General features: G+C 70.7%; 14 protein-coding genes. 8 read left to right on the forward strand and 6 right to left on the reverse strand.

The window, feature by feature from the left end; all coding sequences use genetic code 11:
- Positions 1-630: 630 nt before the first annotated feature.
- Positions 631-1,320 (reverse strand): HAD family hydrolase, encoded by a 690-nt coding sequence (locus VGB24_RS21655; protein WP_331075002.1) that lies wholly within the window; start codon positions 1,318-1,320, stop codon positions 631-633.
- 117 nt (positions 1,321-1,437) lie between these two features.
- On the opposite strand from VGB24_RS21655, the gene VGB24_RS21660 reads away from it, so the two are divergent.
- Complete coding sequence (locus VGB24_RS21660; protein ID WP_331075003.1) at positions 1,438-2,514, forward strand: GGDEF domain-containing protein; 1,077 nt, start codon at positions 1,438-1,440, stop codon at positions 2,512-2,514.
- Between the two features lie 3 nt (positions 2,515-2,517).
- Here the strand turns inward: VGB24_RS21660 and VGB24_RS21665 are convergent, their stop codons facing one another.
- Both VGB24_RS21665 and VGB24_RS21670 read right to left on the reverse strand, forming a co-directional pair.
- Positions 2,518-3,171 (reverse strand): diguanylate cyclase domain-containing protein, encoded by a 654-nt coding sequence (locus tag VGB24_RS21665; protein WP_331075004.1) that lies wholly within the window; start codon positions 3,169-3,171, stop codon positions 2,518-2,520.
- Positions 3,172-3,332: 161 nt separating this feature from the next.
- Positions 3,333-3,551, reverse strand: coding sequence for a protease inhibitor I9 family protein (locus VGB24_RS21670; protein ID WP_331075005.1), 219 nt, complete (start codon positions 3,549-3,551; stop codon positions 3,333-3,335).
- 187 nt (positions 3,552-3,738) lie between these two features.
- On the opposite strand from VGB24_RS21670, the gene VGB24_RS21675 reads away from it, so the two are divergent.
- Positions 3,739-5,001: a S8 family peptidase gene (locus VGB24_RS21675; protein WP_331075006.1), complete on the forward strand. Its 1,263-nt coding sequence runs from the start codon at positions 3,739-3,741 to the stop codon at positions 4,999-5,001.
- Between the two features lie 111 nt (positions 5,002-5,112).
- On the opposite strand, the gene VGB24_RS21680 is transcribed toward VGB24_RS21675, so the two are convergent.
- Positions 5,113-6,756 (reverse strand): glycosyltransferase, encoded by a 1,644-nt coding sequence (locus VGB24_RS21680; protein WP_331075007.1) that lies wholly within the window; start codon positions 6,754-6,756, stop codon positions 5,113-5,115.
- Positions 6,757-6,884: 128 nt separating this feature from the next.
- On the opposite strand from VGB24_RS21680, the gene VGB24_RS21685 reads away from it, so the two are divergent.
- The 3 genes from VGB24_RS21685 to VGB24_RS21695 all read left to right on the forward strand — a co-directional run bounded on the left by VGB24_RS21685 (position 6,885) and on the right by VGB24_RS21695 (position 11,658).
- Positions 6,885-7,682 carry a L,D-transpeptidase gene (locus VGB24_RS21685; protein ID WP_331075008.1) on the forward strand — a complete coding sequence of 266 codons (798 nt, stop codon included), beginning with the start codon at positions 6,885-6,887 and terminating at the stop codon, positions 7,680-7,682.
- A gap of 134 nt (positions 7,683-7,816) precedes the next feature.
- Complete coding sequence (locus tag VGB24_RS21690; protein ID WP_331075009.1) at positions 7,817-9,253, forward strand: NAD(P)/FAD-dependent oxidoreductase; 1,437 nt, start codon at positions 7,817-7,819, stop codon at positions 9,251-9,253.
- A gap of 332 nt (positions 9,254-9,585) precedes the next feature.
- Complete coding sequence (locus VGB24_RS21695) at positions 9,586-11,658, forward strand: tetratricopeptide repeat protein (protein WP_331075010.1); 2,073 nt, start codon at positions 9,586-9,588, stop codon at positions 11,656-11,658.
- On the opposite strand, the gene VGB24_RS21700 is transcribed toward VGB24_RS21695, so the two are convergent.
- Together VGB24_RS21700 and VGB24_RS21705 are read right to left on the reverse strand one after the other, a co-directional pair.
- On the reverse strand, positions 11,643-11,858 hold the full coding sequence (locus VGB24_RS21700; protein WP_331075011.1) for a hypothetical protein: 216 nt from the start codon (positions 11,856-11,858) through the stop codon (positions 11,643-11,645). The genes VGB24_RS21695 and VGB24_RS21700 overlap by 16 nt on opposite strands.
- Positions 11,859-12,044: 186 nt before the next feature.
- Complete coding sequence (locus VGB24_RS21705; RefSeq protein ID WP_331075012.1) at positions 12,045-12,371, reverse strand: helix-turn-helix domain-containing protein; 327 nt, start codon at positions 12,369-12,371, stop codon at positions 12,045-12,047.
- A 99-nt stretch (positions 12,372-12,470) separates the two neighbouring features.
- On the opposite strand from VGB24_RS21705, the gene VGB24_RS21710 reads away from it, so the two are divergent.
- The 3 genes from VGB24_RS21710 (at position 12,471) to VGB24_RS21720 (ending at position 17,194) form a co-directional block, all read left to right on the forward strand.
- Complete coding sequence (locus VGB24_RS21710; protein ID WP_331075013.1) at positions 12,471-13,088, forward strand: nitroreductase family protein; 618 nt, start codon at positions 12,471-12,473, stop codon at positions 13,086-13,088.
- A gap of 35 nt (positions 13,089-13,123) precedes the next feature.
- Positions 13,124-13,813: a DsbA family oxidoreductase gene (locus tag VGB24_RS21715; RefSeq protein WP_331075014.1), complete on the forward strand. Its 690-nt coding sequence runs from the start codon at positions 13,124-13,126 to the stop codon at positions 13,811-13,813.
- 264 nt (positions 13,814-14,077) lie between these two features.
- Positions 14,078-17,194, forward strand: a complete 3,117-nt coding sequence (locus VGB24_RS21720) for a SusC/RagA family TonB-linked outer membrane protein (RefSeq protein WP_331075015.1) — start codon at positions 14,078-14,080, stop codon at positions 17,192-17,194.
- The last annotated feature ends 29 nt before the right edge of the window (positions 17,195-17,223 follow it).

The following is a 17,223-nucleotide window of genomic DNA, read 5'->3' on the forward strand; positions in this document are numbered from 1 at the left end:
TGTGTGGCGGATCCCTCGGTCGCTGCGGTGTCTGGGGCACGCTGCGGGTACTCCGTGGCCGCTCCGTCGGGATGACTGGTGGCGCATCGGCAGGCGGGGCGCGCGTGCAGGTGAAGCCCCGGGCGGGTCGCGACAGCGGCCCGAGCCGGGGCTTTCCGCTTTCCGAGCGGCGGGTTCACCCGCTCTCGGGCGTCGGGGCATTCTGATACTCCGGTGCGCTTCGAGTGGTGTGTGGCGGATCCCTCGGTCGCTGCGGTGTCTGGGGCACGCTGCGGGTACTCCGTGGCCGCTCCGTCGGGATGACTGGTGGCGCATCGGCAGGCGGGGCGCGCGTGCAGGTGAAGCCCCGGGCGGGACGCGACAGCGGCCCGAGCCGGGGCTTTCCGCTTTCCGAGCGGCGGGTTCACCCGCTCTCGGGCGTCGGGGCTCCTGATACTCCGGTGCGCTTCGAGTGGTGTGTGGCGGATCCCTCGGTCGCTGCGGTGTCTGGGGCACGCTGAGGGTACTCCGTGGCCGCTCCGTCGGGATGACATCGTACTTCGGCAGGTGCGGCGTGCGTGCAGGTGAAGCCTTCCCGCAGTTTGGTAGGCTTTCCGCCCTTGTGTGGCGGGTTCACCCGCTCCTGACCCCTCAGTCGCTGATCGCGCGCCAGACGGCTTCCGTGTCCGACAGGTCGGCGAACAGGTGGTCGGGGCCGCAGGCGGCCAGTTCCTCCATCGTGTGCCCGCCCGTGGCCACCGCCACGGTGCGCACGCCCAGGTGCGCGCCGCAGGAGATGTCGAACGGCGTGTCGCCCACGATCACCACCTCCTTGCCCTGGTAGCCGATGCCCGTCAACTCGCGGGCGCGCTGGATGGCGATGGCGGGGAGCTCCGGCCGCTGCCAGTGGTCCGAGCCGTACGCCCCCACCCGAAAGCGGCCGAAGGGAAGCCCCGCCGCCTCTACCTTTAGCCGCGCGCCCTCCACCACGTTCCCCGTCAGCAGCCCCAGCACGGTTTCCGGGTGGTACGCGTGGATGCGGTCCAGCAGCGCGGGAACGCCGGGCAGCGCCTTCACCCGGCCGGTGATGTCGTGGCGCAGGCCCTCGACGTACATGGGCCACAGCGCCTCCAACCCGGCCTCGATCTCCGCCTCGCCCACCCCCACGCCGCCCAGCAGCTCGCGGACGATCTGCGGATCGGTGCGCCCGCCCATCCGGTATCCGTCCAGCCGCCCCGTCTGGCCGTACACCTTCACCATGGCGGTGGCGATGGCACGGCGGCCCGCGCCGCCCGCGTCGAGCAGGGTCCCGTCGATGTCGAAAAGAATCAGCCGCCGCATCCGTATCCCGTGAAAAAGGTTGCGGCGCCCGCCACGCACGCCCCGCGCCGCGCCCGCGGCACGTATCTTTCCACACTTCTGTCGCTTGTGCCGGACCCCATCGATGCATGGACGACAATGGACCAGGACCGCCGCCAGAAGCAGCACGGCCTTGCCCTCGCCACCAGCGGCCTGGCGCTGGCGCTGGCGGTGATCGCCATGCTCGATGTCATGGAGTACGCCCACATCGCGACGACCGAATGGGCGCTGCTGGTGGCCGTGGCGGGGGTGGTGCTGGGGTCCGTGTGGGTGCTCCTGGAGCGCGGCGGGCGGCTGTGGCGCGGGTGGGATCCCCACTTCGTGCTGGTTCCCTCGCTGGCCACCGCCCTGCTGCTGAGCGCCATGGTCCGCACGGCGCCCGAGGTGCGGATGCTGGTGCTGGTGGTGTGGCCGGTGGTGCTGATCTTTTGCGCCGGGTACATCGGCTTTCGCGCGGCCGCGCTGCTGAGCGCGCTGATGACGGCCGGCTACCTGGGCGCCGTGGTGTGGGCCGGGCTCCCCGGCACGCGGCTGGGGGTGGAGGCGCTGGTGGGCGGCGTGTTCCTGGTGACGTCGCTGTACGCCTGCGTGGTGCTGTCGCGCATCCGCAAGCAGCGGCTGGAGCTGGCGGCCGCCCGCGCCGAGCTGTCGCGGCTGGCGCTGACCGACTCGCTGACGGGGCTGGCCAACCGGCGCCACTTCGACCACGTGGTGGCCGCCGAAACGTCGCGGCGCGAGCGGCACGGCGGCGCGCTGAGCCTGGCCATCCTGGACGTGGACCACTTCAAGCACTTCAACGACCGCTTCGGCCACCCCGCGGGCGACACGGCGCTGCAGGAGTTCGCCCGCATGCTGCGCGAGCACGTGCGCGTGCACGACACCGTGGCGAGGGTGGGGGGCGAGGAGTTCGCCGTGGTGATGGTGGGCGCCGACGCCGACACGGCCTGCGCCGTGGCCGAGCGGCTGCGCCGGTTCATGGCGATGCACCGCTTCAGCGGCGGGGCGCACCTGACGGTGAGCATCGGCGTGGCCACCGCGCCCGACGACGGCTCCGACGCATCGGACCTGGTGCGCTCCGCCGACCGCGCGCTGTACATGGCCAAGGCCGCCGGCCGCGACACCGTGGTAGCCGCGGCCGAAGAAGAGGCGAACGCGCTGGCCTCGCGGCCGGGCTGACCGTCAGGCCGCCGGCGCCACGCCCACGGCCCCGGAGCCCACCCGCTGCATGGCCACGTAGGCCTGCCACAGGATGGTGCCCGGGTCGCCGTTCCCCGCGGGCACCGCCACGCCGATGCTGGCGCTCAGCGGCACGGCCCCGCCCTGCACCGCCGACGCCAGCTCCCGCTGAATGCGCTCGGCGACGGCCTGGGCGTCTTCCGCGGCGTGCAGCCCGTCGAGCAGCACGGTGAACTCGCCGCCTCCCGCGTACCCCACCGTGTCGATCTCCCGCAGGCTCACCCCCAGGCGCCGCGCCAGCTCGGGCACGTGCGCCTCCTTGTCGTCCGACGTCCGCACGTACAGCACCCCGAACAGCAGCTTGTGCCGGCGGTAGCGCGCGGCGGCGTGGCGCAGCCGGTCCCAGAACAGGATGCGGCTGGCCAGCCCGGTGCGCGGGTCCAGCAGCACGTCGGCCAGCTCCGACCACGTCCGCGAGAACGCTTCGCGGGCGGCCGCGGACTCGGGCTCCGTGGGGGCGGGGGGCGCCTGCGCGGCCAGCGCCCGCAGCACCTCGTCCACGTTCTGCTGCGCCTGGCTCACCAGGCGCTGGCGGATTTCGGCGGCCTGCGAGGCGATCGGGTCGTCGGGGCCGGTGGTTGGGTGGGGCTCGGTCACGAGTGCGGCTTGGGACGGGGGAGCAAAACCGGCGCATCCTGTTGCGTGTGCCGTCATACTGGGACGGCGGACCCATCTGCGCAAACTCGTGGGCGTCGGGAAACGATGAGGCCCGGCCGGGAGCATCCCCGGCCGGGCCGTCCGTCTTCCACGTTTACCGCTCAGGGCGTCAGGTACACGTACCCGATGACCCCCTGGTGCTGGTAGCCGTACCAGTTCGCGGCGTAGTTCGCCTCGTTCCAGTCCACCGTCTCCACGTACTTCACGCGGGGATTGCGGCGGATGGCCTCCACCGCGGCGGCCGGCAACGTGGCCGAGAAGCCCTTGAATGGCCGCGAGTGCGTAAGGACAACAACCCCCCCTGCTCTATTGTGAGGCACGATGCTGAACAATGTTTCACCAAAACAGGGCAACAACCTGTCCCCGGCGCAAAGGGCAAATTCGTAAGTCTATGCAAAAGGGTTGTTTGCGCCTGTGCCCCCATTCGGTACACGCCATGCCTTACTGGATGCCAGCCGCGGCGCACGGCGCGCCGCCGATGGTCCCCCAACCCCTCCAGGAGTACGCATGCGCAGGACTTTCGCTTTCGCCGCCTTTGCCGCCACTCTCGCGGCCTGCGGTGACCAGACCAGCCCGGTGGCCCCCGCCGGCCCCGTGAACCTGTTGCAGGACAACAGCATCATCCCCGGACGCTACATCGTCACCGTCAGCGACGACGTCGATCCGCTTCCCATCGCGCAGCAGTACGGCATTCGCCCCGACTACGTGTACGAGAGCGTGCTCACGGGCTTCGCGGGCAACATCAGCAGCGTGGCGCTTCAGGCGCTGAAGCTGGACGGCCGCGTGCGCATGATCGAGCCCGACGGCCGGACCACCGCGTACAGCACCACGCAGACGGGCGCCACCTGGGGGCTGGACCGCATCGACCAGCGGGCGCTTCCCCTGAGCACCACGTACAGCTACACCAGCACCGGCGCGGGCGTCACGGCGTACATCGTGGACACCGGCATCCGCTACGACCACGCCGAGTTCGGCGGCCGCGCCACCTTCGGCGTGGACGTGATGGCGGACAGTGCCACCATGCGCGGCGGCGACTGCAACGGGCACGGAACCCACGTGGCCGGCACGGTGGGCGGCTCCACCTACGGCGTCGCCAAGAACGTGTCGCTGGTGGCGGTTCGGGTGCTCGACTGCGCCGGCAGCGGCTCGTTCTCGGGCATCATCGCCGGCATGGACTGGATTGCGCAGAACGGGCGGCTTCCGGCGGTGGCCAACATGTCCATCGGCGGGCTGGTTCCGCAGCGCAGCGCCTCGGTCGACCAGGCCACCAGCAACCTGATCGCCGCCGGCGTCACGCTGGCGCTGGCCGCGGGCAACGGCGTTCCCAACGGCGGCGTGGGCATCGACGCCTGCAACGGCTCGCCGGGCGGGCACCCGCTGGCCATCACCGTGGGCGCCAGCGACAAGACCGACACCCGCACCGTGTGGAGCAACTTCGGCAGCTGCGTGACCCTCTTCGCCCCGGGCAGCGGCATCATGTCGGCCGACTTCGCCAGCGCGACGGGCGCCAAGTCGCTGAGCGGCACCTCGATGGCGTCGCCGCACGTGGCGGGCGTGGCGGCCCTGTACCTTCAGGGTGCGCCGGGTGCCTCGCCGGCGACCGTCAAGCAGGCGCTGTTCGACGCCAGCACCAAGACGGTCGTGCAGCTTTCGCTGAGCACCAACAACCACGTGGCGTACAGCCTGGTGCCCACCCCGGTGATTCCGCCCACCGAAACGGGCTCCACCCCCTGCACGCCCAAGAACAAGAACAAGGGCACCTGCAAGTAGGCCTCTGGCCGGTTGCGGGATGAGCGAAAGGGGCCGGCGCGATGCGCCGGCCCCTCGTTCGTGCGCGAGTGCGTGAGTGCGTCAGTGCGTCAGTGCGTCAGTGCGGAACGGCTACAGCGCGTTCAGCTCGGTGAAGAGCTTGCGGGCCACGCTGCGCCAGTCGTAGTGGTCGCGGGCCACGCGGTACAGCACGTCCTTGTGGCGCTCGCCCATCTCCAGCGCCAAGGGCACGTGGCGGACGATGTCGGCCACCGTGCGCTCCGGGGCCGCGTCCAGCTTCATCGCCTCGGCGTCCTCCGCCGGAAGCGCCTGGGCCACCGAGTCGATGCTGGCCTTCATCCCCGCGAAGTAGGTGCCAAGGGGAAACGCGCCCGACGCCAGCGCTTCCAGGAACACCAGCGGCCCGGCCTCCTTGACCACGGAGGGGAAGACGGCCGCGTCGCAGCAGGGAAAGAGGTGGTGCAGCTCGCGGTGCGTCAGGTAGCCCGTGAACAGCACCGTATCCGGCCGCAGGTGCTTTTTTGCGGCGGCGTAGTACGCGTCCAGCTCCCCGCGCTCGCGCAGCTGCTCCAGGTACAGCGCCACCTGCGTCAGCTCTTCGCCCTCCGACTCCCCCTCCGGCGACCCCTCCAGCAAGCGGCCGTGCGCCACGATCAGGTCCACCAGGGCGCGCTCTCCCTCGCGCAGGGCCCAGAGCAACGCCTCCAGCACCTCGCGCAGAGGGCCGTGGCCCACGACGATCACCCGCAGGTCCGGGCGCTTTTCCAGGATCAGCGGCAGGGCGGCGACCACGCTTTGGATCCCCTTGCTGCTGATCAGCCGGCCGACGAAGAGCAGCGTGGGGTCGCGCGCCCAGTCCACCGCGTTCAGCCTGGCCTCCAGCCCCTCGTCCGGCGTCTTGCCCTCGTACCGCTGCGCATCCGCCATCACGGCGCGCAGCTCGTCCACCGTCATGTCGCCGCGCAGCCGGCCCAGCATTTCCGTTTCCTGCGCGGGAACGCGGCCGTGCTTCATCCCGGCCAGCGCCTCCGCCAGCCGGGCGACGTTGCCGGGGCGCTCCGACCGCCCGATGGGCTCGAACTGGCTGGTGTCCACGCCCAGGTGAAGCTCGGAGAACTTCGCTTCGAGGTCCGGTACCGCGCCCAGGATGCCGCGCACCCGGTCGCGCATCTCGCCGCCGATGGCGAACACGCGCCGCGCGGAGGTGAACGCGCCCAGCGCCAGCCGGTGGAACCGCTCGTCGCGCTTCACGGCGAACTCCAGCGCGCTTCCGTGCGGCATCACCGCGAAGGGAACGCCCGTCTCCTCGCTCACCCTTTGCGCCACCACCGACATCAGCACCGCGTGGTTGGCGTGGATGGCCGTGATGCCGTTCTCGGCGACGATGCGGCGCAGCGCGCGGACGTTGCGGTCCACGTACGCCTCCACCGCCTCGTCGTCCAGGTCCACCATGGGCACCACGTTGGGGAACTCCTCGTACTTGTCCCACACGTACACCGGCAGGGTGTCGCCCAGCACCGGCTTGTGAAGCACGCAGCACCCCGGGTGCTCCGCGTCCGCCCGGTAGAACGTCTCACCGGGCTCGTCGCCCCGGTAGCGGCGCGCCTCGGTGATGAACGGGTAGCGCTCGGGGTGGTTCTCCTGCGCCATCAGGTGAACGTTGTGCCCCTCCCGGCACAGCGACTCCACGATGGAGCGCGTCCACAGGTTGCTTCCCGAGCCTTCCAGCAGGTATCCGTGAAGGATGCAGATCATCGTAAGCCTCGTGCAGGGTGGGATGGAACGCGGCGCACGGTCGCAAGGACGCGGCCAGAGCCCGAACCCCGGGACCGCTGGCGGCGCACGCCTTGCTTGTGGGGCGGTGCAAACCCTGGAAAGGAGCGATGATGCTGCAACGGTGGATCGGAACGACGCTGGCCGTAGCGCTGCTGGCGACGGCGGGATGCACGGTCAAGGACGGCTCGGACGACAATGCCTCGGGCGACGCGGCGGCGTCCGCGCCCGCGCAGCCACAGGCGCAGGCACCGGCCCAGCCGGCGCCCCCGCCCATGCCGCCGCCAGACCTGCGGCTGGAGGTGAACGTCGGCGAGCGCAAGCTGTACGTGTACCGCAGCGACCAGGTGGTCGGCACCTACTCCATCGCCGTGGGCACCGAGGAGTGGCCCACGCGCACGGGTGAGTGGACCGTCGGCCAGGTGGTGTTCAACCCGCGCTGGACGCCGCCCACGGACGAGGAGTGGGCCAAGGACGAAGAGGTGGCGGAGCCGGGCGACGCCGACAACCCTCTCGGCCGCATTCAGATGGTGTACGATCCGCCGCGCTCCATCCACGGCACCAACGAGCCGGAATCGCTGGGGACGGCGGCGTCGCACGGCTCCATCCGCATCTCCAACGCCGACGGGCTGCGGGTGGCGCGCATGGTCATGCAGTCCGGCGGCGCGGCCAAGGACGACGCCTGGATCGAGCGCGTCCAGGCCAATCGCACGGAGCGGGTGGAGGTGGCCATCCCCAACCCCATCCCCATCCGCGTGATCTCCGGCGGCGACACGGAGAGCTCGTACCGGCCGGGGGAGAGCAGCAAGGGAAAGAGCGGGTCGGGCGAGCGGGAGAAGGACGACAGCGGCTCGCGTGAGAAGGAGAAGGAAAAGAGCGGCTCCGGCGAAAAGTCGGACGCGGCCTGACGCACGACTGGGGGGCGTGGGTGGAGGGCGCTTCCGCGACGGCGGAGGCGCCCTTCTTCGTTTCCCCCTTCTGGTATGCGTCGTGCCCCGGCCGGCGGGCGTGGCGCTGGGCGGATGGCAACCGGGAGGGGTGGATGGCTGGTCCGGACGCGGTGGTGGTGGGATCGGGCCCCAACGGGCTGGCGGCGGCCATCGCACTGGCGCAGGCGGGGCGGCGCGTGGTGGTGCGCGAGGCGGCGGATACCATCGGCGGGGGGATGCGCACCGAGGAGCTGACGCTTCCCGGCTTTCACCACGACGTGTGCTCCACCGTGCACCCGCTGGGCGTGTCGTCGCCCTTCTTCCGCGCGCTGCCGCTGGCCGAGCACGGGCTGGAGTGGGTGCACTCGCCAGCCTGCCTGGCGCACCCGCAGGACGACGGCACGGTGGCCATGCTCGAGCGGTCGATGGAGGAGACCGGCGCCACGCTGGGACCCGACGCGCGCGCGTGGAAGAAGCTGATGAACCCGTGGGTGCGCCGCTGGCTGGTGCTGGCGGAAGACGTGCTGGGGCCGCTGGAGTTTCCGGACCACCCGCTGCTGCTGGCGCGCTTTGGCGTGTACGGCATCCGGCCGGCGTACGGGCTGGCGAAGCGCCGGTTCCAGGGCGAGCTGGCGCGCGCGCTGTTCGCGGGAAACGCCGCGCACAGCATGGTGCCGCTCACCCGCTCGCCCACGGCCGCCTTCGGGCTGACCCTCGTTGCCGCGGGGCATGCGGTGGGGTGGCCCATCGCGCGCGGCGGCTCGCGGAGCATCGCGAACGCACTGGCCTCGTACCTCCGCTCGCTCGGCGGAGAAATCGTCACGGGCGCGCCGGTGGACAACGTCGACGAGTTCCAAGGGGTGCCGCTGGTGCTGCTGGACCTGACGCCCCGGCAGGTGCTGCGGGTGGCGGGGCACCGCCTGTCGGGGCGCTACCGGCGGGCGCTGGAGCGGTTTCGCTACGGCGCGGGTTCGTTCAAGATCGACTGGGCGCTCAGCGCGCCCATCCCCTGGCGCAACCCGGAGTGCGCGCGCGCGGCCACGGTGCACCTGGGGGGCACGCTCGACGAGATCGCAGCCTCGGAGCACGCGCCGCTGGAGGGAAAGGTTCCCGAAAAGCCGTTCGTGCTGCTGGTGCAGCCGACGCTGTTCGACCCGTCGCGCGCGCCGGAGGGAAAGCAGATCGCCTGGGCGTACTGCCACGTGCCGTTCGGCTGCGACGTCGACATGACCGAGGCCATCGAAGACCAGGTGGAGCGCTACGCACCCGGGTTCCGCGACGTGGTGCTGCGCCGGAACGTGATGCCGCCCTCCGCGCTGGAGCGGCACAACCCCAACCTGGTGGGCGGCGACATCAGCGCGGGCGCCATGACGCTGCGCCAGGTGTTCTTCCGCCCGGCGCCGCGAAAGATCCCGTATTCCACGCCGGTGCCCGGGCTGTACCTGTGCTCGGCCTCCACGCCGCCGGGCGGAGCGGTCCACGGGATGTGCGGCTACTACGCCGCCGAGGCCGCGCTGAAGCACCCCATCACCGCGCCCGACCACCCGTAGAGGCCCCTCCCCCGCCCCTCCCCGCACAAACTGCGTGCGGAGAGGGGATAACTTCGATCGGGGTTCGATTGGATCGGCGCAGACCTGGCCGCAACGCCGGGGCGTCTCGAACGAGGCCGGCGCATGCCCCGGCTGCCCTCTCCCCCGGCCCCTCTCCCGCAAGCGGGAGAGGGGAGAATCCGATCGCGCTTCGGCAGGCGCGGCGCGCGCCGCGGCGCCGTTTGCGGGCACTCCGCTTCTCGTCTACCTTCCGCACCCGACACACGCTCTCCTCGGCGCCCCCCTCGGTGTCCTCGGTGCCCTCCGTGTGCGGCCATCGTCTCCATCTCCCGATGAGCAAGAAGAAGCGAGCCCCCGCGCCGCCGAAAGCACCGCCCGCAGCCGAACCGCCGCCTCTCTCGCCGGGGATGCGGCGGCTGTTCACCGCCATCACCCTCGCGCTGCCGATTCTCCTGCTCCTGCTGCTGGAGTTGGGGCTGCGCGTGGCGGGATATGGGGAAAGCCATCCCCTCTTCGTACCGGCGGAGGGGCGCCCGGAGTTCATGCACCCCAACCCCGACGTCGCCAGGCGCTACTTTCCCAAGGGCACCATCGTCCCACTGCCGCACCTGGACTTCTTTCGCGCGGAGCGCCGGCCGGAAACGTTCCGCATCATCTTCCAGGGCGAGTCGTCCGCGGCCGGGTTTCCGTACCGGCACGGCGGGGCGCCCTCGCGGATGCTTCAGCAGCGGCTGCAAGCCACCTTTCCCGACCGCGACATCGAGGTGGTGAACACCGCGCTCACCGCCGTCAACTCGTACACGCTGCTGGACCTGGCCGGGGAGGTCATCGCCCAGCGCCCCGACGCGGTGATGATCTACACCGGGCACAACGAGTACTACGGCGTGTTCGGCGTGGGATCGTCGCAGTCCGCCGGGCGCGCGCGGTGGCTGACGAAGGCGTACCTGCGGCTGCGGCACCTGCGCATCGCCCAATGGATGGGGAGCCTGTTCGGCCGGGGCGCCGCGCCCGCGGGGGAGGGCGGCGAGCCGCGCACGGTCATGGAGCTGATGGCCGGCGACCAGCGCATTCCCCTGGGCTCCGCGCGCTATCGGGAGGGCGTCGAGCAGTTCCGCGCCAACCTGCGCGAACTGCTGGGCCGCTACCGGGCCGCGGACATCCCCGTGTTCATCGGCACCGTGGCGAGCAACGAGCGCGACCAGCCGCCCTTCGTCAGCGGCCTGGCGCCGGGCACGGACTCGGCCGCATGGGGACGCGCGTACCGGGCCGGGCTACAGGCGATGCGGCGGGGCGACCCTGCGGGGGCGGAGCGGGCGCTCCGCGAGGCGGTTCGGATGGACAGCACCGCCGCGGACGCGTTGTACGCGCTGGGGCGGGTCTACGACGGCCGGGGCGATGCCGCCCGGGCGCGCGCTCACTACCGCGCCGCCAAGGAAGCCGACCAGCTCCGCTTCCGCGCGCCGGAAGCGCTGAACCAGGTGATTCGCGAGGAGGCCGCCCGCCACGGGGCGACGGTGGTGGAAACGCAGCGCGCGCTGGAGCGGGCCGCGCCCGGGGGATCCATCGGAGGCACGCTGATGCTGGAGCACCTTCACCCTAACGTGGACGGCTACTTCCTGATCGCCGATGCGTTCTACGAGGCGTTGAGGGCGCGGCGGATGATCGGGCCGTGGACCCGCCCCGTTCCGGCGGCGGAAGCGCGGCGCGCCGTTCCGGTGACGGCGGCGGACTCGCTGGTGGGGGTGTTCCGGGCAGACCGCGTGCGCTCGGGATGGCCGTTCCGTCCACGGGGCACCCGGGCGACGCCGATTGTCGACACGCTGCACCCGCGCACGCCCGAAGAGCAGCTGGCGCAGGCGATGGTGCGCGGTACGCTTCCCTGGCCGGAAGCGATGGACCGCCTGCGGGGCCACTACGAGCAGACCGGCCAGTGGGAGCAGGCCCTGCACGTGGCCCGCGCGCTGGCGCAGGAGTACCGCACCGAGCCGCGTCCGCTGCTGGACGGCGGGCGCATCGCCTACACGCTGGGCCGCTACGACGAGGCGCTGGGCTGGTTCCAGGACGCCAACGCCCGCGAGGAGAGCCCGGAAAGCCTGCGGCTGATCGGCATCATCCTGCTGCGGAAGAACGACCACGCGGCCGCGCTGGCTCACCTTCGCCGCGCGGCCATGCTGGATCCCGGCGACCCGCGCCTTGCGCAGGCGCTCCGCGCCGCCGAAGCCCTGCGCCGCCTGGAGCAGCAGCGCACCCGCACCCCCGGCGACGCCGGTCTACTGTACAACCTCGCCACCGCCTACGCGCTCACTTACCAGTACGAAAAGGCGAAGTCCACCCTCGCCGACCTCCGCCGCGTCAGCCCGGCGCATCCAGGCGCGGACCGGCTCCAGGCTCAGCTCCCGCCCTGACTATCCCCCTGGAGCGTGGCGCGGTATGCCTGCCGAGGTGCCGTGGGCCGGCCAGGGATCGTGTACGCCAGCTCTCCATCCCTCACCATTGGCGCGAGGTACTGTTCCACGATGTACGCCTGCTCGCGCTGCAGCAGCTTCGCGAGTGCTTCGGAGGTCAGCGGACGCCACACGCAAAGCCGGTAGATCAGCGACCGCATCTCCGGTTGCGCAGTCCGCCGCTTCAAGGTGCTGATTTCCGCCGCCAGTTCCCGGGGAAGCTCTCCGGATTCCGCTCCAGCTCTCCGGACTCCGCTCCCAGCCCCCCGGATTCCGCTCTCGCCCAGGTGGTAGACCGGCTCTGCTTCCTCCAGAGTTCCGGCCCTCGCGACCTGGACCCAGTGCGTTCACCCAGGCGCCTTGGACAGCCAGTCGTGGGCCCAGGTGCCCAGCGCGTCCACGGCCGCCGCCAGCGCGCGGCCCTTGTCGGTCAGCGCATACTCCACCCGCACCGGCGTGTCGGGGATCACGCTGCGCTCCACGATTCCCTCTGCCTCCAGCTCGCGCAGCCGCTCCGAGAGCATCCGGTCGGTGATCTCGGGTATGGCCGCGCGCAGCCCCGCGAACCGGCAGCGCTGGTTCAGCAGGACGTAGACGATGGCGCCCGTCCAGCGCCGGCCGACCAGCTCGACGGCGCGGTGAAAGTGCGGGCATAGACGAGTGGCGTCGCTCATGGCTGCCAGGATAGACGAAGGGCGCAGTTGACGCAATCAACTTCTTTTTGTATAGTTACTACGGGAAAGATATCACACGAGTTCCACCGGGAGCAAGCCATGAGCACCACCACCGACCTGTTGAACGTGCGAGACGCGGCCGTGCAGCGCCGCTCCATCCGCGCGTTCGAACCGCTGCCCATTCCGCGCGAGGACCTCGACGGCATCCTGGACGTGGTTCGCCTGGCGCCCTCGGCGTTCAACGTGCAGCCCTGGCGCTTCGTCATCGTCGAAGCACCCGAGCTCAAGGCGCAGCTCGCGGCGGCGGCCTTCAACCAGCGGCAGGTGCATTCCGCCCCCGCGGTGATCGTGCTGTACAGCGACATGCAGGACGCGCTGGCCACGCTCGACGAGACGATCCACCCCGGGATGAACGCCGTGCAGCGGGCCACCACGCGGCAGACCATCCTGCGCTCGTTCCAGGCACAGAGCCCGGACGAGCGCGAGGCGTGGGGAGCAGCGCAGGCGCACATCGCCCTGGGCTACCTGCTGCTGGCGGCCGAGGCGCACGGCTACCAGACCTCGCCCATGGCCGGGTTCGACGCCGAAGCGGTCAAGCGCCTGCTGAACCTGCCGGAAAACGCGCGCGTCCCGGCGCTGGTCGCCATCGGCCGCGGCACCGAGGAAGGCTTCCCTCACCACCGGCACGCGCTGGAGCGCATCGCCCGCGCCGCCTGACGCGCGGAACGAGCACCGACGAACAAGGAACCGTGATGAAGGTCGAGATCTATTCGGACGTGGCGTGCCCCTGGTGCTACATCGGCAAGCGGCGCTTCGAGCGCGCGCTGGCGGCGTTTCACGGGGCCGACGAGGTGGAGGTCGTCTACCGGCCCTACCAGCTGAACCCCGATGCCCCCGCCACCGCCTTTCCGCTGCAGCAGTACCTGGCGCAGCGGTTCGGGCCGCAGGGCGCGCAGATGGCGCGGCAGGTGACGGAGACGGCGCGCGGCGAAGGCATCGTCATGGACTTCGATGCCGCGATGGCCGCAAACACGCTGGATGCGCACCGGCTGCTTCGCTTGGCGGAGCGCGAATACGGCGGCGGCGTGCAGCAGGCGCTCAAGGAAGCGCTCCTGGAGGCGCACTTCGGCCAGGGCGCCGACATCGGCGACGCCGGCGTGCTGGAGACGCTGGCCACGGGCGCGGGGATGGACGGCGGGCGGGTGCGGGGCTACCTGGCGAGCGGCGAGGGCCGGCGCGAGGTGAAGGACGAGATCGCGCAGGCCCAGCGCCTGGGGATCACCGCCGTCCCCACCTTCGTCATCGACGGCCGCTACGCCGTGCAGGGCGCGCAGCCGGCGTCGGCGTTCCTGCAGGTGCTGGAGCAGGTGGCCGGCGAGGCGAAGGAGGCCGGCGCGGGTGCCGGGGGCGAGCGCTGCGCCGAGGGGAGCTGCGCGCCCTAGAAACGACGCGAACCTTCCCTTCTCGGGTCCCGGGGCTGGCCGCAGCCCCGGGACACGCGCGTGCAGGCGCTCCCCAAGGGCCCTGGCGGTTGCGAAATTGGGCTGCACCCGATTATGTTGGACGGTCCACCTCCTTAACGAGCGTTCGAACCAGCCTTCTACACCACCACCCCCGTCCACGAAAGGAGCTTCCGTCGTGCCTCACCCCCGCGCGGCGCTTCGCCGCGCAAAACGTTTTTCACGTTGTCCAGGAGAATCCCTGAGATGAGAACCATTCGTTGGCTGCTGGCATTGGTGGCGCTGTGCGCCTCACCGATGCTCGCGCTTGCGCAGGACGCAACGACCGTGTCGGGGCGCGTCACCGACACCGACGGCGACCCGCAGGCCGGAGTCCTCGTGCGTATCGCCGAACTGAACGTCGGCAACACCTCGGGCCCCGACGGCTCGTACCGCATCACCATTCCGGGCTCCGCCGTGCGCGCGGGGCAGAGCGTGACCATCACCGCCACCCGCCAGGGCCTTTCCACGGTTTCGCGCAGCCTTACGCTGGCGCCCGGGGGCAACCTGACGCAGAACTTCCAGATGGCCTCGTCGGTCCTGGAGCTCGACGCCCTGGTGGTTACCGCGCTCGGCATCACCCGCGAGGAGCGGGCGGTCACGACCTCCACCGCCACGCTCGACGCCTCGCAGATCACCGACGCGCCCGAGACGAACATCGTCAACGCGCTGGCGGGCGAAGTGGCGGGCGTGCAGACCACCAACGCCGGCCCCGCCGGCGGCTCGGCCCGCATCGTCATCCGCGGCGCCACCTCGCTTTCGGGCGACAACCAGCCGCTGTTCGTCATCGACGGCGTGCCCATCGACAACTCGGCGCCCTCGCTCGGCGGGTACGGCGGGTTCGACTACGGCAACGCCGCGCAGGACATCAACCCGAACGACATCGCCAACGTCACGGTGCTGAAGGGTCCCAACGCCGCGGCCCTCTACGGGTCGCGCGCCGCCAACGGCGTGATCCTGATCACCACCAAGTCGGGCCGCGGCATCGACGGCACCCAGCTCAGCTACACCAGCAACGTCACCTGGGAAGACCCGCTTCGCCTGCCCTCGTACCAGAACCAGTACGGCCAGGGCTCGCAGGGCGCGTTCGAGTTCGTAGACGGCGCGGGCGCCGGCACGGCCGACGGCGTCGACGAGAGCTGGGGCCCGGCCTGCGACGGCCGCCAGATCACCCAGTTCTTCAGCAACGGACAGCCGGCTCCCTTCGTCTGCCATCCCGACAACGTGGCGAACTTCTTCCGCACCGGCATGACGGTGCAGAACAACCTGGCCCTGTCGGCCGCCAGCGAGCGCGCGAACGTGCGCCTGTCGATCGGCCACATGAACCAGCAGGCCATGTACCCCGGCCAGGAGCTGAGCCGCTACACCATCGGCCTGAACGGCGGCACCCAGATCAACAACCGCCTGCGCGCCGAGGCCTCGGCCAACTACATCCGGGGCGAGGGCGCCAACCGCCCGGGCACCGGCTACGCGGCCACCAACCCCATGCAGCAGTTCGTGTGGTTCGGCCGTACGGTGGACACCCGCCTCCTTCGCGACTACATGACGGAGGACGGCGAGATGTACAACTGGAACTACAACTACCACACCAATCCGTACTGGCTGGCGCTGCACAACCGCAACGAGGACGACCGCAACCGCCTCATCGGCAACGTGTCGCTCAGCTACGGCCTCACCGACTGGCTGACGGCCACGGCCCGCACCGGCACCGACTGGTACCAGGACCACCGCAAGCGGATGTTCCACGCGGACAACATCAACTTCCCGGACGACACGTACGGCGAAGACGTGATCACCCGCAATGAAACGAACACCGACGCCTTCCTGACCGCCGACCGCGACCTGAGCAGCACCTTCTCGCTGGCGGCCACCCTGGGCGGCAACTACCGGTCGTCCGCCGACGAGTTCAACCTCGTCACCGTGGAGCGGCTGACCATTCCGGGGCTGTTCAAGGCCACCAACGCGGCGTCGCCCGTCGACGCGCAGAACCTGGTGTACCGCGTGGGCACCCGCTCGGTGTACGGCTCGGCCCAGCTGGGCTTCCGCGACCTGGCCTTCCTGGAAGTCACCGGGCGCAACGACTGGTCGTCGACCCTTCCCGACGGGAACAACTCGTACTTCTACCCGTCGGTTTCGGCCAGCCTGATCGTGTCGGACGCGGTGGACCTTTCCCGGACCCCGGTGAACCTCTTCAAGGTGCGCGCGGGATGGGCGCAGGTGGGCGACGACGCCGAACCCTATCAGCTGCAGGGAACCTACTCGGCTGAAACCCCGTTCAGCGGCACGCCGGCGTACTCGATGGGCAACTTCATCCCCAACGCCGGCCTGATGCCCGAGCTCACCGAGGCGTGGGAAGTGGGCGCGGACCTGAAGTTCTTCGACAACCGCCTGGGCTTCGAGGCCACGTACTACGACCAGGTCACCCGCAACCAGATCCTGCGGGCCGACATCTCGGGCGCCAGCGGCTTCCTGCAGCAGGCGGTGAACGCCGGCGCCATCTCCAACAAGGGCTTCGAGCTCCGCGCGACGGCCACCCCCATCAACGGGTCGAACGGCTTCCGCTGGTCGATGGCCGCCAACTACTCGCGCAACCGCAGCAAGGTCGAGACCCTGTTCGGCGACCTGGCCACGTACCAGCTGGGTTCGTACTGGGGCGTGACCACCGAGGCGCGCGTGGGCGACCCGTACGGCTCGATGTACGGCGAGGGCTACAAGCGCAACGCCGAAGGCAAGATCGTCGTCGGCGAAGACGGCATTCCCCTGGAAGCCGACGAGCGCGTGTACCTGGGCAACTACTCGCCCGACTGGCTGGGCTCGCTCACCAACACGTTCAGCTTCCGCGGCATGGAGCTGAGCTTCATGTTCGACACCCGCGTCGGCGGCGAGATCTTCTCGGTGACGAACATGTTCGGCAACTTCGCCGGCGTGCTCGACACCTCGCTCCCGGGCCGCGAGCAGGGGCCCTGCGAGCCGGGCCTCGTCTTCGACGGCGTGACCGAATCCGACGCGCCGAACACCACCCCGGTGTGCCCGGAGGATTTCTGGCTCATGGCGTACTTCATGGACGAGCCGCACATCTTCGACGCCAGCTACACCAAGCTGCGCGAGGCTCGGTTCAGCTTCAACGTTCCGCAGTCGCTGGTGTCGCGCACGCCGCTGGGCAAGGTGAACGTGGGCATCGTGGGCCGCAACCTGTGGCTGTGGACCAAGACGCCGCACATCGACCCGGAGACCGCGTTCGACGCCGGCAACTCGCAGGGCTTCGAGTTCGGCCAGCTGCCGACCGGCCGGAGCATCGGTCTGAACATCACCATCACTCCGTGACCGGCCCCCGACCTGAAAGAGCGAAGACC

This window comes from Longimicrobium sp., assembly GCF_036399935.1.
Classification (GTDB): Bacteria; Gemmatimonadota; Gemmatimonadetes; order Longimicrobiales; family Longimicrobiaceae; genus Longimicrobium.

Bases quoted from the DNA above. Each gene is read 5' to 3' on its own strand.
- VGB24_RS21655 (WP_331075002.1), bottom strand. From the start codon at position 1,320: ATGCGGCGGCTGATTCTTTTCGACATCGACGGGACCCTGCTCGACGCG.
- VGB24_RS21660 (WP_331075003.1), top strand. From the start codon at position 1,438: ATGGACCAGGACCGCCGCCAGAAGCAGCACGGCCTTGCCCTCGCCACC.
- VGB24_RS21675 (WP_331075006.1), top strand. From the start codon at position 3,739: ATGCGCAGGACTTTCGCTTTCGCCGCCTTTGCCGCCACTCTCGCGGCC.
- VGB24_RS21680 (WP_331075007.1), bottom strand. From the start codon at position 6,756: ATGATCTGCATCCTTCACGGATACCTGCTGGAAGGCTCGGGAAGCAAC.
- VGB24_RS21685 (WP_331075008.1), top strand. From the start codon at position 6,885: ATGATGCTGCAACGGTGGATCGGAACGACGCTGGCCGTAGCGCTGCTG.
- VGB24_RS21690 (WP_331075009.1), top strand. From the start codon at position 7,817: ATGGCTGGTCCGGACGCGGTGGTGGTGGGATCGGGCCCCAACGGGCTG.
- VGB24_RS21695 (WP_331075010.1), top strand. From the start codon at position 9,586: ATGAGCAAGAAGAAGCGAGCCCCCGCGCCGCCGAAAGCACCGCCCGCA.
- VGB24_RS21700 (WP_331075011.1), bottom strand. From the start codon at position 11,858: ATGCGGTCGCTGATCTACCGGCTTTGCGTGTGGCGTCCGCTGACCTCC.
- VGB24_RS21705 (WP_331075012.1), bottom strand. From the start codon at position 12,371: ATGAGCGACGCCACTCGTCTATGCCCGCACTTTCACCGCGCCGTCGAG.
- VGB24_RS21710 (WP_331075013.1), top strand. From the start codon at position 12,471: ATGAGCACCACCACCGACCTGTTGAACGTGCGAGACGCGGCCGTGCAG.
- VGB24_RS21715 (WP_331075014.1), top strand. From the start codon at position 13,124: ATGAAGGTCGAGATCTATTCGGACGTGGCGTGCCCCTGGTGCTACATC.
- VGB24_RS21720 (WP_331075015.1), top strand. From the start codon at position 14,078: ATGAGAACCATTCGTTGGCTGCTGGCATTGGTGGCGCTGTGCGCCTCA.